We start from the raw sequence: 16,513 nt of genomic DNA on the forward strand, positions 1-16,513 counted from the left end.
GGGGAGAAGAGACAAGCTCCAGCGTTGGCGAACCCCCTCCCCGTTCTTCACGGCGAGAGGGTAAGGGTGAGGGGCAGCGCAAACCTGCACAGTTGGAAGTAACATCCATGAAGCCCCATACCCCCGTTCCCGCGACGATGGCCGCCGTGCAGCTCACCGGCCACGGCGGCTTGGAAAAACTCGTCTACCGCACCGACGTGAAGGTGCCCTCGCCCGCCGCCAGCGAGGTGCTGGTCAAGGTCAGCGCCTGCGGCATGAACAACACCGATGTCTGGGTGCGCCAGGGCGCCTATGGCACGGAGGAAGACGCGGCCGCCGTGTCGACCTGGCGCCGGCAAGGCAACACGCTTGTTTTCCCGCGCATCCAGGGCGCCGACACGGTCGGCACCATCGTCGCCGTCGGTACCGGCGTGTCGTCCGACCGCATCGGCGAGCGCGTGATGGTGGACTTCTCCATCTACAACCGCGACGACGATTCGCTCGCCGACATCGACTATATGGGCCACGGCCGCGACGGCGGTTATGCCGAATACCAGACCTTGCCGGCCGAGAACGCGCATGTCGTCGACACCGACCTCAGCGATATCGAGCTCGCCACCTTCTGCTGCGCCTATCTCACCGGCGAGCAGATGCTGGAACGCGCGGGGCTCAAGGCCGGCGAGCGGGTGCTGGTCACAGGAGCCTCCGGCGGCGTGGGTTCCGGCATCGTGCAGCTGGCGCGGGCGCGCGGCGCTATTCCCTATGCTGTCGTCGGCAAAGGCAAGGAGCAGGCTGTGCTCGACATCGGCGCCGAAAAGGTGATCACGCGCGGCGTGGCCGACCTGCCGGCTGCGGTCACCGAGGCGACCGGCGGCCAACCCATCGACGTGGTCGCCGACCTTGTCGGCGGCGCGATCTTCAACGACCTGCTGCGCATCCTGCGGCCAGAAGGCCGCTACACCACTGCAGGCGCCATCGCTGGGCCGTTGGTGCAGTTGGATCTCCGCACCATGTATCTGAAGCAGCTGCAGTTGCATGGCTCGAGCCAGGGCACGCGCGCCGATTTCCGCCGCATCGTGCGCTACATCGAGGAAAAGAAGATCAAGCCGGTGGTCGGTGGTGTCTACAAACTGTCGGACTTCCACCGCGCCCAGACCGACTTCATGGCCAAGGACTTCGTCGGCAAGCTGGTGGTGGTGCCGGACGCCGTGGCGTCCATGAATAAATAACGGTCGATAGCGACAACCTTCGCCGTCAGCCCTTGCGCTCCTGCAGGATGTTGCCGCCATCCACGACGAGGACGGCGCCGTTGACGTAGCTCGCCCCGTCGGACGCCAGGAACAGGACCGCAGCAGCGACTTCCTCAGGTGCGCCGGCGCGTCCAAGCGGCGTGTTTTGCGCGGCAACGAGCTCTTCCGGCGTCGAGGCGCCCGTCGCGATCCAGCCCGGCGCCACGGCGTTCACCGTAACCCCGCTGCGGCCGACCTCGAGGGCAAGCGCATGCGTCAGCCCGACCATGCCCGCCTTGGCGGCAGAATAGGCGGCCTCTCCTTCGTTGGAGACATAGGGTCCGGTGACCGAGGCCATGTTCACCACGCGTCCATAGCCGCGCTGAACCATGCCGCCCAGAAATGTGCGCGTGGCAAGAAATGTGGTCTTGAGGCTGACGTCGATGCCGCGGTCCCAGTCGCTCTCGCTGAGATCGAGAAATCGCCGCTGCAGCGCCGGCTGAGCGACCGTTCCCATCCCCGCATTGTTGACGAGGATATCGACCTCGCCGACCTCCGCGCGCAGCCGCTCGACATCCGCCGCGCGCGTCAGGTCGGCCACCACAGCGCGCACATTGAGCCCGCCCGCCCGCAATTCCTCGGCGCGTCGCTCGACACGCTGCGACGAGGCGGTGATCGCGACCGCAAGCCCGGCTTCGCCGAAGGCGCGCGCAACGGCGACGCCGATGCCGTCGGCGGCGCCCGCGCCGGTCACCAGCGCCGTGCGGGATTTGCGAAACACAAGCATGAACCCTCCAGGCGATGAAGCCGATGCCGCCGCAATTCAGTAGCCGGCGCTGATGCCGAAATCGATCGAAAGCGCCGCTCCGGTGATCGGCGCCGCGCCGGGCTGGCAAAGATAGTGGATGAAGGAAGCGATCTCCTCCACGGTGATGAAGCGAGCTCTTTCCCCTTGCGGGTAGTGCCCCAGGAGCCTGCGCTTGTAGCCGTCCGGGTCATTTCCGCCATAGGTCCTCGCCTGGTACTCGATCATCGGCGTCGCCGTGTCGCCGGGACAGACGGCGTTGACCCTGATGCCGCGCGGGGCAAGCTCCAGGGCGAGCGCCTTGGTCAAAAGCACCAGCCCACCCTTGGAGGCGCAATAAACCGCCGCGCCGTTGTTGCCGACGATGCCCGCGTCGGACGCGATATTGATGATCACGCCTCGCGCTGCCGACAGATGCGGAATGGCGGCCGAGATTAGGAAGAACGCACCCTTCAGATTGACATCCAGCACCCGGTCCCACTGCTCTTCGCGGACCTCGCTGGCCGATCCCTCGAGCCAGACGCCGGCGGCGTTCACGAGAACGTCCAGGCCGCCGCCCCATTCGCGGGTTTTGTCTACAACCTCCCGGCAGGCGGCGACGGAACGGATATCGAGCGGCAAGCCGATCGCCTTCGCGCCGGTCGCGGCGATCTTTGCCACGGCCTCGTCGAGTTTCACACCTGGAAGGTCGGCGAGCGCGATGTTGTCGCCGTCAGCCGCGAGGCGAAGACCGGTCGCGAGACCCATCCCTCCGGCACCGCCCGCGATCAGGACTGTCCTGCCAGCCATTCGATAGCCTCCACGAAACGCCATTCTTGGTTCCATGCGAACCATGTCTCGCGGACATGTCGCATGCACCACGCCGGACAAACAATGATCCCAATCGGTTCGGCCCTGCGGCCCCGCGATCACCCCAGTTCCAGCGTCGTGATGCCGAAAACCTTCGTCGGGGCGTTGCCCGGCTTGCCGCCCTTGTACATGCGGGTCGTCGTGAAGCCCGCAGCCATGCCGGCGGCCTGAAGCATGGCGGTGAAGCTGACCTGGGTAACCGGCACGTCGATATGCAGCGTTTCGCCCGCTGTCCTGTCCGCCAGCGCCGCCACCAGCGCCAAGGCGGTGTCCATCCCATCGGCGAACAACGGGCCGATCTTGAATCCCTCGCGGCATCGGCGCGCCGCGCCATAGCCGGCAATGCCGGTTGAGCCGGCGAACATCAGCGCGATCCGGGGCGGCTGCAGCCATTCCCGCAGGAAGGCCTCGCGCGGCGCCGGGAAGCACTGGCGGTCATAGGCCAGTATCTCAGCTGTGTCGGCGGCCGTCACCGGCAGGACGCCGCGGCCGCCGGCCAGGCGGACAGCTCCGCTGAAGCGGACGGTCTCATAGGCCGGCACGAACCCTTTGCGCTGGTAGTTGGCCCTTTGCTCGGGCACGCCGTCGAGACCGATGATCCGGTCGCCGAGCCGTGCCATGCCGGCCTCCCAGACCGCCTTGCCATGGCCTTCGCCACGCCTGTCCGACCGGCAGATGTAGAGACCGATGAAGCCGAAACCCGCGCCATAGGTGATTGCCGAAATGCCGGCCACCATCTCGCCGCCGACAAAGGCGCCAATGAACCCTTCCGGATCGGCCGCCCTGAGCGCGGCGGCATCGCCGATGCCCGGATTCCAGCCCTCCCCCGCCGCCCAGTCGACAAGCGTTTCCACCTCGCTGGCGGTCAGGGTCCGGATCGTTCTCGGCATTGCTTCACTCGGCGGCCTGAGGCGATAGATTTCCAACCGCACGATAGGTCGCGGCTCGCAGCTTGCAAAGGCCATCTCACCGCAGAGGCTTGGCAAGACCGGCGCAGCTCCGCCGGAGCAGAGTGCTCGATGAACGCAGACTTGTGGATCCAACTGTTGCTTCGAGAGGTTTTCCAAGCCGGCGCAAAGAGTTAGCGAGGAAGGCGCTGGGCGAGCATCGTTGTTCCAAAGGGCAACTGGACACGACCAACCAAGCCTATAAATCTTCATTTGCCGTTGCTTGGAATGAATGGGAGTGCCGCAGGAAATGTCGCTGAGCGCCGAAGAAATCGCCAGTCATCCAGCAGCTCTTCGCGGTGTCCAGGAACAGTCGCGCGCACTTATCCATATCTACGAAACCAGCCCGCGCCTTGCGGCCGTTTTTGCCACCCAGCAGCGCTGGCTGCTCGGCCATGTCGGGCTCGCTTTGCATTTCAGACGCGACCCCAACGATCGTCGCACCGAGATGACGGTGGCGCGTTTCATCGAGGTCGTGCGCCGCAATTCCGTCGCCAGCCGCAACACCGCCGAGGCGTTCGTCAAGGAGATGCTGCACTACAACATCGCCGAATATCTTTCGAAGAGCGGTGATGGCCGCGCTCACCCCTTGCGGGTGACCGAGGCCACCATCGAGACCTTCACCGGCTGGATCCATGCCCATTTGAGGACACTTGATCGGATCGACGGCGGGAACCGGTTGGCAACCTTTCTCGACCACCCCGATATGCTGGCAAAGCTGCAGCCCTTGATCTGCGACGGTCTGCTCGCGTCGGTTCAGGTGCGGGAACCCGAACAAACCTTCTCGTTGTTCATCTGGCTGAACAACGGCGGCATCGTCATGGACTGGCTGATGTCGGGCATCGACCCGGAGGACGCCAACCTCGAGAAGATTCCGACCGGCGTCATTTCGATCAGCGAATTCGCGCATTGGCTGAAGCTCTCGCGCACGCATCTGGCGCGCAAGCTCCATGACGCCGAGGCGCTCGGCAGCATAGGCTGGGTCGGCCAGCGCGGACATTCCGTCATGTGGGTCTCGCGGCAATTCTTCGAGGAATACATGGCCGTGCAGGCCGCCAAGCTCGCCGTCGTCGACCTGGCCTTCGAGGCCTGTTTTTCCAACGCAGGCGAAGGCTGAGCGCCTATCCGGCCTTGAGGATAGCCGAGAAGCGCGGGTCGAAAGCCCTGCTGATCGGCTCGGCCGCGGCGCCGACGGCGATGGCCCATGGATCGGTGGTGCCGAGCTGCAGACGCGGCAGTCGACGCCCGGGGCGATCGGCGATGGACGGCAACAGCGGATGCATGGCCTGCAGCAGGCGCCGGGCCAGAGGCTCGGGCGCGCCGCTGGTGAGGATGACGGTCTGCGGATCGAAGATCGTTTCGATGAGATGCACGCTCCAGCGCAGGTCGGACGCGGCGTGCTCGATCCAGGCCATGATCTTGGGATCTTCCGCAACGGCCAGGGCGGCCAATTTATCGTAGAGATTCGCATCGGCGGGGTTGAGGCCGAGATGCTGGTAGAGCGAGGCGAGCGAGGCGCGGTGCTCGAGCGGCGTCGAGCCGGGACCGGCCGGAGACAAGAGCACTCTGCCGATCTCGCCGGCATTGCCGTTGCCGCCATTATAGAGCTCGCCATTCAGGATCAGCCCCGCGGCGATGCCGTAGCCGACATAGAGGCAGACCGCGTGGTCGACACCGTGCGCGGCACCGACGATGCGCTCCGCCGTGGCGCAGGCGGCGGCGTCGTTCTGCAACCCCACATTCAGTCCGGTCCCGGCCGCCAGCGTCTCCAGCAGCGGGAATTGCTGCCAGGCAGGCATCATCCATTTGTCGTCGGATTCTCTCAGGCCGAACGGCCCCGGCATGGCAACGCCGAGCCCGACCAGCCGCCGCTCCGATTGGGCGGAGATGCCGGCCAACTCACGCCTGACACGCGCGACGAGACCGAGGATGGTCTGGACACCTGGCGATGGTTCGTCGAGCGGCAGGTTGGCCTCGGCACGCACCATGACGCTGCCGACCAGGTCGACCACCACCACCCGCGTCAGATGACGGTCGATCTGCAGCCCAATGGCGAAGGCGCCCTCCGGGACCAGTCTGTAGGGCGTGAAGGGCTGCCCCCTGCCCTTGCGCACCGCATCCAGAGCCACGACCAGGCCGTCGCGTTCGAGATCCTCGACGATGTTCGAAACCGCCTGTTTGGTGAGCTGGGTCGCCCGCGCCAGGTCGGCGCGCGAAAGCGCGCCGTTGAGCCGCAGCGCCTCGATCATGACGCGGCGATTGTGCGCGCTCGTCCCTTCCTGGTTGGTGCCGCTCTTGGCGCGGATCGGGCTGATGTCATGCACCTGCGTTTCCCCCTTGACTCCATTAAAGGATTGCATGACTAATTAAGTCAAGCGAATTGACTTAATGGTGAAGGCCGGAACGGTTTTAGAGAAAAAGACGGCAAGGCGCCGAGCCTTCGCCGCCCGCCGTCCCGGCAGATCCGGTCACGCGCGATAGCATTCGGGGAAGCGGCATGCTGCGTGCGCCGCCAACCCGCGGATTTCGAAAAATGGGAGAAAAAAATGCTGAAATCGATCGGTAGGACACTTCTGGGCGCGGTCTTCATCGGCGGGCTGCTGGTCCCCCACGCCTTCGCCGAAACCACCTTGAACGCGCTCTTCATGGCGCAGGCCGCCTACAGCGAGGCCGACGTCCGCGCCATGACCGAGGCCTTCACCAAGGCCAATCCGGACATCAAGGTCAATCTCGAATTCGTCCCCTATGAAGGCCTGCACGACAAGACCGTGCTCGCGCAAGGCTCCGGCGGCGGTTACGACGTCGTGCTGTTCGACGTCATCTGGCCGGCCGAATACGCGACCAACAAGGTGCTGGTCGACGTGTCGTCGAAGATCACCGACGACATGAAGAAGGGCGTCCTGCCCGGCGCCTGGACCACCGTCCAGTATGACGGCAAGTACTACGGCATGCCCTGGATCCTTGATACCAAGTACCTGTTCTACAACAAGGAAATCCTGGAGAAGGCCGGCATCAAGGCGCCGCCGAAGACCTGGGAAGAGCTTGGCGAGCAGGCCAAGATCATCCAGGACAAGGGGCTGCTGAAGACGCCGATCGCCTGGAGCTGGGCACAGGCCGAAGCCGTGATCTGCGACTACACCACGCTGGTCAGCGCCTATGGCGGCGACTTCCTCAAGGATGGCAAGCCGGACTTCCAGAACGGCGGCGGCGCGGCGGCCCTGAAATACATGGTCGACAGCTATAAGTCCGGTTTGACCAATCCGAACTCCAAGGAGTTCCTGGAAGAGGACGTCCGCAAGGTGTTCGAGAACGGCGATGCCGCCTTCGCGCTGAACTGGACCTACATGTACAACATGGCCAACGATCCGAAGGACTCGAAGGTTGCCGGCAAGGTCGGTGTCGTGCCGGCGCCGGGCGTTGCCGGCACCAGCGAGGTCTCGGCTGTCAACGGTTCGATGGGCCTCGGCGTCACGGCCGTCAGCAAGCACCCGGACGAGGCCTGGAAGTACATCGAGTTCATGACCTCGCAGAAGACGCAGAACCAGTACGCCAAGCTGTCGCTGCCGATCTGGGCTTCGTCCTATGACGATCCGGCGGTGACCAAGGGCCAGGAAGAGCTGATCGCCACGGCAAAGCTTGGGCTGGCCGCCATGTATCCGCGGCCGACCACGCCGAAGTACCAGCAATTGTCGACCGCCTTGCAGCAGGCCATCCAGGAATCGCTGCTCGGCCAAACATCGCCCGAGGACGCCCTGAAGACGGCGGCCGAAAACAGCGGCCTCTGAAACGACGGTGTCGCTGAACCACGGGCGGCTTTGCGCCGCCCGTGTTATCACTGAAATTTCGACGATCAGGGAGAGGCGCCTCGCATGTCAGGCACCTGGATGACGACTCGTGCGTGGCTGCTGATGCTGCCGCTTCTGGTGGTCATGGTCGCCGTCATCGGCTGGCCGCTGGTCGACACGGTCGGCCTCTCCTTCACCAACGCCCAACTGGTCGGCACGGCCGGCAATTACGTCGGCTTCGACAACTACACGAAGATGCTGACCAGCTCGAATTTTTCGCGCACGCTGGTCACCACAACATGGTTCGCTGTCATTTCCGTCGCCGCCGAAATGGTGATCGGCGTGTTGGCAGCGCTGCTGCTTAATCAGGAATTTCGCGGCCGCACTGTGTTGCGCGGATTGATGATCCTGCCCTGGGCGCTGCCGACCGTCGTCAACGCCACGCTCTGGCGGCTGATCTACAATCCCGAATATGGCGCCCTGAACGCAGCACTCACGCAATTGCATGTCATCGACGCCTACCGTTCCTGGCTGGGTGAGCCCGGAACGGCGCTGGCGGCGCTGATCGTCGCCGACTGCTGGAAGAACTTTCCTCTTGTGGCGCTGATTGCGCTCGCGGCCCTGCAGGCGGTGCCGCGCGACATCACTGCCGCCGCCCTGGTCGACGGCGCCGGTCCCTTCGCTCGCTTCCGCTTCGTCATCCTGCCCTATCTCGCCGGGCCTCTGATGGTGGCGCTGGTGCTGCGCACCATCGAAGCCTTCAAGGTCTTCGACATCATCTGGGTGATGACGCGCGGCGGCCCTGCCAACAGCACCCGCTCACTCTCGATTCTCGTCTACCAGGAGGCCTTTTCCTTCCAGCGCGCCGGCTCCGGCGCCTCGCTGGCGCTGATCGTCACCCTGCTCGTCACCGTGCTTGCCGTCGCCTATGCGGCGCTGGTGAGAAAGACCGCGGGGAGCGCTGCTTGATGGAACGCAAAAGCCCTTTGTTCACCGCCTTCATCTACGCCTGCGCCATCCTGCTCGCCGCGGTGATCCTGGCGCCGCTCGTTTGGCTCTTTGTCATGAGCATTTCGCCGGCGGCCGATCTCGCCGCCAAACCCTTGCGCTGGTGGCCGCAGAGCGCCGACTTCTCCCGCTATGCGCAGCTTCTGTCGACGGCCGAAAACAGCGCCGGCGCCGCCTTCACCGCATCGCTGCGCAACAGCATCGAGGTCGCGGGCATGGCGACGCTCGCCGCCATCCTGCTTGCGGTGCCGGCCGGCTGGGCCGTCTCGCGCACGCCCGCGGTCGGCTGGTCGCTGTCCACGGTGATCGCCACCTACATGCTGCCGCCGGTGGCGCTCTCGGTGCCGCTCTATATGGGCCTCTCCTATCTCGGCCTGCTCAACAATGTCTTCGGGCTGGCGCTGATCTATTTGACGATCCTGGCGCCCTTCACCACCTGGCTGATGAAATCGGGTTTCGATGCCATCCCGCGCGAGATCGAGGCGGCTGCCATGATCGACGGCGCCGGGCTCCTCCAGACCTGGCGCATCCTGACTTTGCCGTTGGCCGCGCCCGTGGTGGCGACATCGGCGCTCTTTGCCGTGCTGCTTGCCTGGGACGAATTCTTCTACGCCCTGCTCTTCACCTCGGACCAGCGGGCAAAAACGTTGACAGTCGCCATTGCCGATCTCGCCGGCGGCCGCGTTTCCGACTACGGGCTGATCGCCACCGCCGGCGTGCTTGCGGCGCTGCCGCCGGTGCTGATCGGCCTTGTCATGCAACGCGCGTTGATTTCGGGCCTCACCAGCGGTGGCGTGAAAGGATAATGATGACTGTTGAAAAACCGCGCCCGGCAGGGCTCATGGCCATCGATCGCGAGATGGCGCGTCAGCATGGCGATGCGATCGCCTCATTCGAGAACAACGCGGACATCGCCGGCCAGGTTGCTGCCTCGATCAGGCGCAACGGCAGGCTGGTCCTGCTCGGCATGGGCGCCTCGCATGCAGTTGCCCGGGCCGTCGAGCCGCTTTACCGCGCCCACGGTTTCGATGCCGTCGCATTGCCGCTTTCCGAGCAGCTCGGCCAGCCATTGCCGCTCGCGGGCAAGACGGTGCTCGTCACCTCGCAATCCGGCGAAAGCGCCGAGGTGGTGCGGTGGTTCTCCGAGACAGGCCAGCGCACCGATATTTTCGGCCTGACGCTGGAAGCCGGCTCCTTCCTCGGCCGGACAGTCCCTTGCCTCGTCGGTGCCGGCGGCACCGAGCTTGCCTTTGCAGCGACCCGCAGCCTGACCGTGACCTTCGCCCTGCATCTGGCGATCCTGGCCGCACTCGGCGACGATCCCGCGCCGGCGCTTGCGGCGCTGCAAGCTCAGGAAGCTGTCGAGATCGACGCCGCGCTAGCCGCCTTGAGCGAGGTGGCGACCGTCGTCACCTCCGGCCGCAGCCTGCAGGGGCTGGCCGAAGCGTTGGCGCTCGGCCTCACCGAGCTGTCGCGCCTGCCCTGCTATTCGCTCGAAGGCGGTCAACTCCGCCATGGACCGATGGAGATGCTGGGCCCAAGAATCGGCGTCGTCCTCTTTCGCGGCAATGATCCGACAGCCGATCTCGTCACTGCGATGGCCGTTTCTGTGGTCGAGACCGGTGCGCGGCTCGTCATCTTCGATTCCTCGGGCAAGCCGCCCATCGCCGGCGCGGTCACGCTGGTCTTCAGGCCGGCTTCCGGACTAGCGGCGATCTTCGCCATGCTGCCGGTGGCGCAGCGCCTGATGATCGCCTTTGCCGATGCCCGCGTCGAGAATGCCGGCACGCCGGTCCGCACCGCCAAGATCACGCGGAGCGAATGATGCGGCCGCTTGCGGTGATCGGCAACGTCAATGTCGACCTGATCGTCGGGCCGGTCGCGCCGTGGCCGAAGGCGGGGACGGAGACGGTCGTCGACCATGATGATCTGCGCGTCGGCGGCCAGGCCGGCAACAGCGCGCTTGCCTGGCAGGCGCTAGGCATCGATTTCGAGATCGCAGCCAATCTCGGCGACGACCAGTTCGGCCGCTGGCTGCGCGACGCCTTCGGCTCCCGCGCGGAAAAATGGCCGGTTCATCCCGAGGGCACGACACTATCGGTCGGCATGACCCATCCCGATGGCGAGCGCACCTTCTTCACCACGCGCGGCCATCTGCCCCGTTTCAGTTTGAACGACGTGCTCTCCGTACTGGACGGCAAGCGGCTTTCCGATGGCTACGCGTTGCTCTGCGGCTCCTTCCTGACCGACGATCTCACCCGCGACTACGACGCCTTGTTCGACTGGGCCGAAGCGCATCATATCGCCGTTGCGCTCGACACCGGCTGGCCGATCGACGGCTGGACGGCGGCGAACTGCGCCGCCGCGCGCGGCTGGCTGTCGCGCTGCGAGTTGGCTCTCTTCAACGAGGTCGAGACGACGACGCTGGCCGGGCTTGAAAACCCGGCGGACGCCGCCCGCAAGATCCGCGGCGGCATGAGGAAAGGCGCGACCGTCGTGGTCAAACGCGGGCCCGACGGCGCGATCGCCATCGGCGCCGACGGCCGGCTCATCGAGGCGCCGGCGCCGCGCGTAAAGGTCGTCGACACGATCGGCGCCGGCGACGTCTTCAACGCCGCCTTCCTTGCCGCATTGGCGCAAGAGCGGTCGCTGGAGAGCTGCCTGTCCGCCGCCATCCGGGTGGCGTCGCGCGCCATCTCCACCTTGCCCCGCGACTATGGCGGGCCGAAGCTTTTCGAGGACGTTGTCATTGAGCGCGCTTGAAATCCGCGATGTCCGCAAGAGCTACGGCAGCGTCGAAACGCTGAAAGGCATCGACATCGCGCTGGAGAGCGGCGAGTTCCTGGTGCTGCTCGGCTCGTCCGGTTGCGGCAAGTCGACCTTGCTCAACATCATTGCCGGGCTGGCCGAGGCAACCAGCGGTGACGTGCTGATCGGCGGCCGCTCGGTGCTTGGCGTGCATCCAAAGAACCGCGACATCGCCATGGTCTTCCAGTCCTATGCGCTCTACCCGAACCTGACCGTGCACAGGAACATCGGCTTCGGGCTGGAGATGCGAAAAGTCCCCGCGACCGAGCGCGACAAGGCGGTGCGCGAGGCGGCAAAGCTTCTGCAGATCGAGAGCCTGCTCGACCGCAAGCCCGGCCAGCTCTCGGGCGGCCAGCGCCAGCGCGTTGCCATCGGCCGGGCGCTGGTGCGCAAGCCGCAGGTGTTCCTGTTCGACGAGCCGTTGTCCAATCTCGACGCCAAGCTGCGCCTGGAGATGCGCACCGAGCTCAAGCGCCTGCACGAAATGCTGCGGACCACGGTCGTCTATGTCACGCACGACCAGATCGAGGCGATGACGCTGGCGAGCCGGATCGCCGTCATGCGCGACGGCCGCATCGAACAGCTCGGCACGCCGGAAGAAATCTACAACCAGCCGGCGACGCTCTATGTCGCGGGCTTCGTCGGCGCCCCGTCGATGAACATGCTGGAAGCGGCCGTCGAGGATGGCAAGCTCAAAATCACCGGCATCGACGCGCGGCTGGCGCTGCCGGCGCGCTATGCAGGCGCGGCCAGCAACGGCGCGAAAGTCGTTGTCGGTATCAGGCCCGAAGCGCTCCGCCTTGGGACGAACAGCGGCGCGGAACCGTCGCTGCCCGTCGAGATCGACGTCGTCGAGCTGACCGGACCTGAGCAGGTCACCACCGCCCGAATCGGCGCGCAAAGGCTGACGGCAACCCTGCCGCCGCAGGCCCGTGTCGCCAAGGGCGAGCGATGCGCCTTTGTCTTCGACGAAGACGCGCTTCGCCTGTTCGACCCGGCGACCGGCAAGACTTTCTGAGGAGCATATCGAGCGGTTCAGCTTCTCCAAGCTGAACCGCTCGCATGTCTCAGTCGATGTCGAACGACACACCCTGCGCCAGGGGCAGCGCCTTGGAGAAGTTCACCGTGTTGGTGGCGCGGCGCATATAGGCCTTCCAGGCGTCCGAGCCGCTCTCGCGGCCGCCGCCGGTTTCCTTCTCGCCGCCGAACGCGCCGCCGATCTCGGCGCCCGAGGTGCCGATATTGACGTTGGCGATGCCGCAATCCGAACCGTCGACGCCGAGGAAGCGCTCGGATTCCTGCAGGTCGCGGGTGAAGATCGACGACGACAGGCCGGCGCCGACCGCATTGTGCAGCTCGAGCGCCTCGTCGAAATCGGAATATTTCATCACATAGAGGATCGGCGCGAAGGTCTCTTCCGTCACCGGCGAAACCTGGGCGGGCATCTCAACCAGCGCCGGATGCACATAGTAGGCGTCGGGATGGCCGTTCTCGACCCGCGCGCCGCCGGTCACCTTGCCGCCATGCGTTTGCGCTTCCTTGAGCGCCTTCTGCATGTTGTCGAAGGCGGCCTTGTCGATCAGCGGACCGACCAGCGCCGAGGTCTCCAGCGGATTGCCGACCGAAACGCTCTGATAGGCCTTCTTCAGGCGCGGCAGCAGCGCGTCATAGACGCTCTCATGCACGAACAGGCGCCGAAGCGTCGTGCAGCGCTGGCCGGCGGTGCCCATCGCGCCGAAGGCGATGGCGCGCAGCGCCATGTCGAGATCGGCGGTCGGGCAGACGATGCCGGCATTGTTGCCGCCGAGCTCCAGCACCGCGCGGGCGAAGCGCTTGGCGAGCCGCGGACCAACCTCGCGGCCCATGCGGGTCGAGCCCGTGGCCGAGACCAGCGGTACCTTCGGATGGTCGACCAGCACCTCGCCGACGGCGCGGTCGCCGATCAGCACCTGGAGCAGGCCTTCCGGCGCGTCGGCGCCAAAACGCTTGGCGGCGCGCTTGAAGATCGCCTCGCAGGCAAGCGCCGTCAGCGGCGTCTTTTCCGACGGCTTCCACACCACCGCGTCGCCGCAGACCAGGGCGAGCGCTGCATTCCACGACCAAACCGCGACGGGGAAGTTGAAGGCCGAAATCACGCCGACGACGCCGAGCGGGTGCCAGGTTTCCATCATGCGGTGACCGGGACGCTCGGTGGCGATGGTGAGACCATAGAGCTGGCGGGAAAGGCCGACGGCGAAATCGCAGATGTCGATCATCTCCTGCACTTCGCCGAGGCCCTCGGACGGGATCTTGCCGACCTCGATCGACACCAGCCGGCCGAGCTCAGCCTTGTGCGCGCGCAGTTCCTCGCCGAGCAGGCGCACCAGCTCGCCGCGCTTCGGCCCCGGCACCAGCCGCCAGGCCTGGAAGGCCTTGTGCCCGGCATCGATGGCCTTGCCGGCATCGGCGGCTGAAATCGACTTCAGCGCCGCGATCTGTTCGCCAGTCACCGGGCTGCGCACGATGAGGTCGCCGCCCGAAAGCGCGTCCTTGGCGACACCCAGTTTCTCCAGAAGTGAGGCCGTTTCCTTCGCTATCGTCATTTTTTTTCCTTTCAGATCCCGCCGTTGATATGGCGCGGGTGGAAGCCCTGCGCCATGCCTTTGGCCGTGCCATACGGCGCGTCCAGGCGCTTTTGATGGCGTGGCATTACTCGTTTCAGGAAAAAACCGCCACCCCGGCATGGTCCAAGCCCGGCACGCAAAATTGGGCCAGGCAGTGGACCCGGGGCTAAGGCATGTCGAGATTCAGGTCAGGCCGGGTCGGAGCCGAAGACGGGCGCGAAGCGACCAGACTGGGCGCGTATTGCACAAAGGGTCCCTTGTTAGACCAGACGGCACCTTCTAGCTTGGGCACATGGCGCTCAAACGGATGGACAACGTAGGAATCGTCGTCGATGACCTCGAAGGGACGATCGATTTCTTTCGCGAGCTCGGCCTCGAGCTCGAAGGGCGGGCCACGATCGAAGGGGAATGGGCCGGACGCGTCACTGGGCTGGGCGACCAGCGCGTCGAGATTGCCATGATGCGCATGCCGGACGGCCACGGCCGGCTCGAGCTATCCCGCTTCCTCACGCCGGCTGTCGTCGCGGATCATCGCAACGCCCCGGTGAACGCTCTGGGCTACCTCCGCGTCATGTTCGCCGTGGACGACGTCGACGAGACGCTTGAAAGGCTCCGCCAGCGCGGCGCGCAGCTCGTAGGCGAAGTGGTCCAGTACAAAGACGCATATCGGCTCTGCTACATCCGCGGGCCTGAAGGGCTTCTCATCGGACTCGCCCAGGAACTCGGCTGAGCGGACACGCGCCAGAGCCGGCATCACCCGAATCTCAATAGGCCTCAGCGTGCTTTCTGGATCGACGACGTCCCGGTGCTCTCCTTGATCAGCCGATCGATATGCATGCGGATATGGGCGGCCTCGGCGGCGGTGTTGGCAAGTGCGATCGCGCGGTCGAAGGCCACGCGCGCCTCCTCGCCACGGCCAAGCTGCATCAGCAGGCCGCCCTTCAGGCCGAAGAAGTGGAAATAGCCCGCCAGCCGGTCTTCCAGCGGCTCGATCATGGCCAGCGCCGCCTCCGGGCCGCGCACCTTGCTCACCGCGACGGCGCGGTTCAGCGTCACCACCGGCGACGGCTGCATCTGCTCGAGCAGGCCGTAGAGCAGGTCGATCTCGGTCCAGTCCGTATCCTCTGGCGTCGCCGCCCGCGCATGCAGCGCCGCGATTGCCGCCTGCACCTGGTAGGGGCCGGGCTTGCGATGACGCAGCGCCTTGTCGACCAGGGCCAGCCCCTCGTCGATCATCTTGCGGCTCCAGAGCGACCGGTCCTGGTCCTCGAGCAGTACGATCTCGCCATTCCCGTCGAAGCGGGCCGGCGCGCGCGCATGCTGCAACAGAAGCAGCGCGGTCAGCCCCATGATCTCCGGTTCCTGCTGAAACAGCCTCAGCAGCAGCCGGGCGAGCCGGATCGCTTCCTCGCAAAGCGGGGCGCGGGCCGGCGCCTCGCCGCCATTGGTCGAGTAGCCTTCGTTGAAGATGAGATAGATCATCGCCGCGACCGCCGCGAGCCGCTCCGAGCGCTCGACCGCGCCCGGCGTCTCGAACGGCACGCCCGCCTCGGCGATGCGCGCCTTGGCGCGGGTGATGCGCTGCTCCATGGCGCTTTCACCGACCAGGAAGGCGCGCGCGATCTGCTTGACGGTGAGGCCGGAAACGATACGCAACGCCACCGCGATCTGCTGCGTCGCCGGCAGGTCGGGATGGCAGCAGATGAATAGGAGCCGCAGGATGTCGTCACGGTAGTGCGCGCCATCCAGCCGCTCGGCCATATCGCCTTCGGCGTCATCGAGGTCCGAAATCTGGTCCTCTTCCGGCATCGGCGCCTGCTTGGCGCGCTTGCGCACCGCGTCGATGCCGCTGTTGCGGCCGACGAAGATCAGCCAGGCCGCCGGATCGCGCGGCGGCCCGTTCTTCGGCCAGTTCTTCAGTGCCCTCAGGCATGCGTCCTGGAAAGCTTCTTCCGCGGCGTCGAGGTCGCGGAAATAGCGCAGCAGCGCGCCCATCGCCTGCGGACGGGCGGTACTGATCGCGTTGCTGATCCAGGTCAGGTCGGTCATGCGGGAACCTTGGTCGGATTGAAGATGGAGATCGGCCTGATCTCGTAGGAGCCGCCGCTCGGATTGACCTCGGAGAGCTCGCGGGCGAACGCGACGGCCTCGTCAAGGTCGCGGCATTCGAGCGTGTAGAAGCCGAGGAACTGCTCCTTGGTCTCCGCGAACGGGCCGTCGAGCACGATCGATTCGCCCTTGACCTTGCGGAGTGTCGTCGCGGCGGTGGTCGGCAGAAGACGCGCCACCGGCCCTAGCCGGCCTGCCTTTGCGTATTTGTCCTGCACGTTGAGGAGCTTTGCCATGACCTCGTCGTCCTGTTCCTTGCTCCAGGAGCAGACGACGTCTTCGGAGGCATAGCAGAGGATGGCATAGAGCATGGTTTCGTCCTTTTCCTATCAGAGGACGCGACAGTAGGACCCTTCCCGACACAAGGTCGATAAAAAATTTGTAGGTCGAT

16 protein-coding genes are annotated in these 16,513 nt (G+C 65.6%); 9 read left to right on the forward strand and 7 right to left on the reverse strand.

The window, feature by feature from the left end; translation table 11 throughout:
- Positions 1-107 precede the first annotated feature (107 nt).
- Entirely contained in the window at positions 108-1,208 is a 1,101-nt protein-coding gene (locus tag RFN30_RS17185) for an alcohol dehydrogenase family protein (protein WP_320263268.1), read from the forward strand.
- Positions 1,209-1,233: 25 nt separating this feature from the next.
- On the opposite strand, the gene RFN30_RS17190 is transcribed toward RFN30_RS17185, so the two are convergent.
- The 3 genes from RFN30_RS17190 to RFN30_RS17200 form a co-directional block, all read right to left on the reverse strand.
- Positions 1,234-1,995 (reverse strand): SDR family oxidoreductase, encoded by a 762-nt coding sequence (locus RFN30_RS17190; RefSeq protein WP_320263269.1) that lies wholly within the window; start codon positions 1,993-1,995, stop codon positions 1,234-1,236.
- Positions 1,996-2,031: 36 nt separating this feature from the next.
- Positions 2,032-2,802, reverse strand: coding sequence for an SDR family NAD(P)-dependent oxidoreductase (locus tag RFN30_RS17195; protein ID WP_320263270.1), 771 nt, complete (start codon positions 2,800-2,802; stop codon positions 2,032-2,034).
- 119 nt (positions 2,803-2,921) lie between these two features.
- A complete protein-coding gene (locus tag RFN30_RS17200; RefSeq protein ID WP_320263271.1) occupies positions 2,922-3,752 on the reverse strand; it encodes a GNAT family N-acetyltransferase in 831 nt (276 codons plus the stop codon).
- A 307-nt stretch (positions 3,753-4,059) separates the two neighbouring features.
- Between RFN30_RS17200 and RFN30_RS17205 the strand changes: the two genes are divergently transcribed.
- Positions 4,060-4,926, forward strand: a complete 867-nt coding sequence (locus RFN30_RS17205) for a hypothetical protein (RefSeq protein WP_320263272.1) — start codon at positions 4,060-4,062, stop codon at positions 4,924-4,926.
- Positions 4,927-4,930: 4 nt separating this feature from the next.
- Here RFN30_RS17205 and RFN30_RS17210 read toward each other — a convergent pair whose 3' ends face one another.
- Positions 4,931-6,133, reverse strand: a complete 1,203-nt coding sequence (locus RFN30_RS17210; protein WP_320263273.1) for an ROK family transcriptional regulator — start codon at positions 6,131-6,133, stop codon at positions 4,931-4,933.
- Between the two features lie 222 nt (positions 6,134-6,355).
- On the opposite strand from RFN30_RS17210, the gene RFN30_RS17215 reads away from it, so the two are divergent.
- From RFN30_RS17215 to RFN30_RS17240, 6 genes are all read left to right on the forward strand, one after another.
- On the forward strand, positions 6,356-7,594 hold the full coding sequence (locus RFN30_RS17215; RefSeq protein ID WP_320263274.1) for an extracellular solute-binding protein: 1,239 nt from the start codon (positions 6,356-6,358) through the stop codon (positions 7,592-7,594).
- Between the two features lie 84 nt (positions 7,595-7,678).
- Positions 7,679-8,563 carry a carbohydrate ABC transporter permease gene (locus RFN30_RS17220; RefSeq protein WP_320263275.1) on the forward strand — a complete coding sequence of 295 codons (885 nt, stop codon included), beginning with the start codon at positions 7,679-7,681 and terminating at the stop codon, positions 8,561-8,563.
- Positions 8,563-9,408, forward strand: coding sequence for a carbohydrate ABC transporter permease (locus tag RFN30_RS17225; RefSeq protein ID WP_320263276.1), 846 nt, complete (start codon positions 8,563-8,565; stop codon positions 9,406-9,408). Before RFN30_RS17220 ends, RFN30_RS17225 begins: the two co-directional genes overlap by 1 nt.
- Positions 9,409-9,410: 2 nt before the next feature.
- Positions 9,411-10,427, forward strand: a complete 1,017-nt coding sequence (locus tag RFN30_RS17230; protein WP_320263277.1) for an SIS domain-containing protein — start codon at positions 9,411-9,413, stop codon at positions 10,425-10,427.
- On the forward strand, positions 10,427-11,365 hold the full coding sequence (locus tag RFN30_RS17235) for a PfkB family carbohydrate kinase (RefSeq protein WP_320263278.1): 939 nt from the start codon (positions 10,427-10,429) through the stop codon (positions 11,363-11,365). Before RFN30_RS17230 ends, RFN30_RS17235 begins: the two co-directional genes overlap by 1 nt.
- Positions 11,352-12,428 carry an ABC transporter ATP-binding protein gene (locus tag RFN30_RS17240; protein WP_320263279.1) on the forward strand — a complete coding sequence of 359 codons (1,077 nt, stop codon included), beginning with the start codon at positions 11,352-11,354 and terminating at the stop codon, positions 12,426-12,428. The genes RFN30_RS17235 and RFN30_RS17240 overlap by 14 nt, the downstream gene beginning before the upstream one ends.
- Before the next feature lie 49 nt (positions 12,429-12,477).
- Here RFN30_RS17240 and amaB read toward each other — a convergent pair whose 3' ends face one another.
- Positions 12,478-13,992, reverse strand: a complete 1,515-nt coding sequence (amaB, locus tag RFN30_RS17245) for an L-piperidine-6-carboxylate dehydrogenase (RefSeq protein WP_320263280.1) — start codon at positions 13,990-13,992, stop codon at positions 12,478-12,480.
- Between the two features lie 313 nt (positions 13,993-14,305).
- On the opposite strand from amaB, the gene RFN30_RS17250 reads away from it, so the two are divergent.
- Positions 14,306-14,743: a VOC family protein gene (locus RFN30_RS17250; RefSeq protein WP_320263281.1), complete on the forward strand. Its 438-nt coding sequence runs from the start codon at positions 14,306-14,308 to the stop codon at positions 14,741-14,743.
- 44 nt (positions 14,744-14,787) lie between these two features.
- On the opposite strand, the gene RFN30_RS17255 is transcribed toward RFN30_RS17250, so the two are convergent.
- Together RFN30_RS17255 and RFN30_RS17260 are read right to left on the reverse strand one after the other, a co-directional pair.
- The gene (locus tag RFN30_RS17255) at positions 14,788-16,062 is read right to left on the reverse strand and encodes an RNA polymerase sigma factor (RefSeq protein ID WP_320263282.1); all 1,275 of its coding nucleotides are present in this window, start codon (positions 16,060-16,062) and stop codon (positions 14,788-14,790) included.
- A complete protein-coding gene (locus RFN30_RS17260) occupies positions 16,059-16,433 on the reverse strand; it encodes a YciI family protein (RefSeq protein WP_320263283.1) in 375 nt (124 codons plus the stop codon). The genes RFN30_RS17255 and RFN30_RS17260 overlap by 4 nt, the downstream gene beginning before the upstream one ends.
- Positions 16,434-16,513: the final 80 nt, after the last annotated feature.

Origin of the sequence: Mesorhizobium dulcispinae (assembly GCF_033977345.1) — a bacterium.
In the GTDB taxonomy this organism is placed as follows: domain Bacteria; phylum Pseudomonadota; class Alphaproteobacteria; order Rhizobiales; family Rhizobiaceae; genus Mesorhizobium; species Mesorhizobium dulcispinae.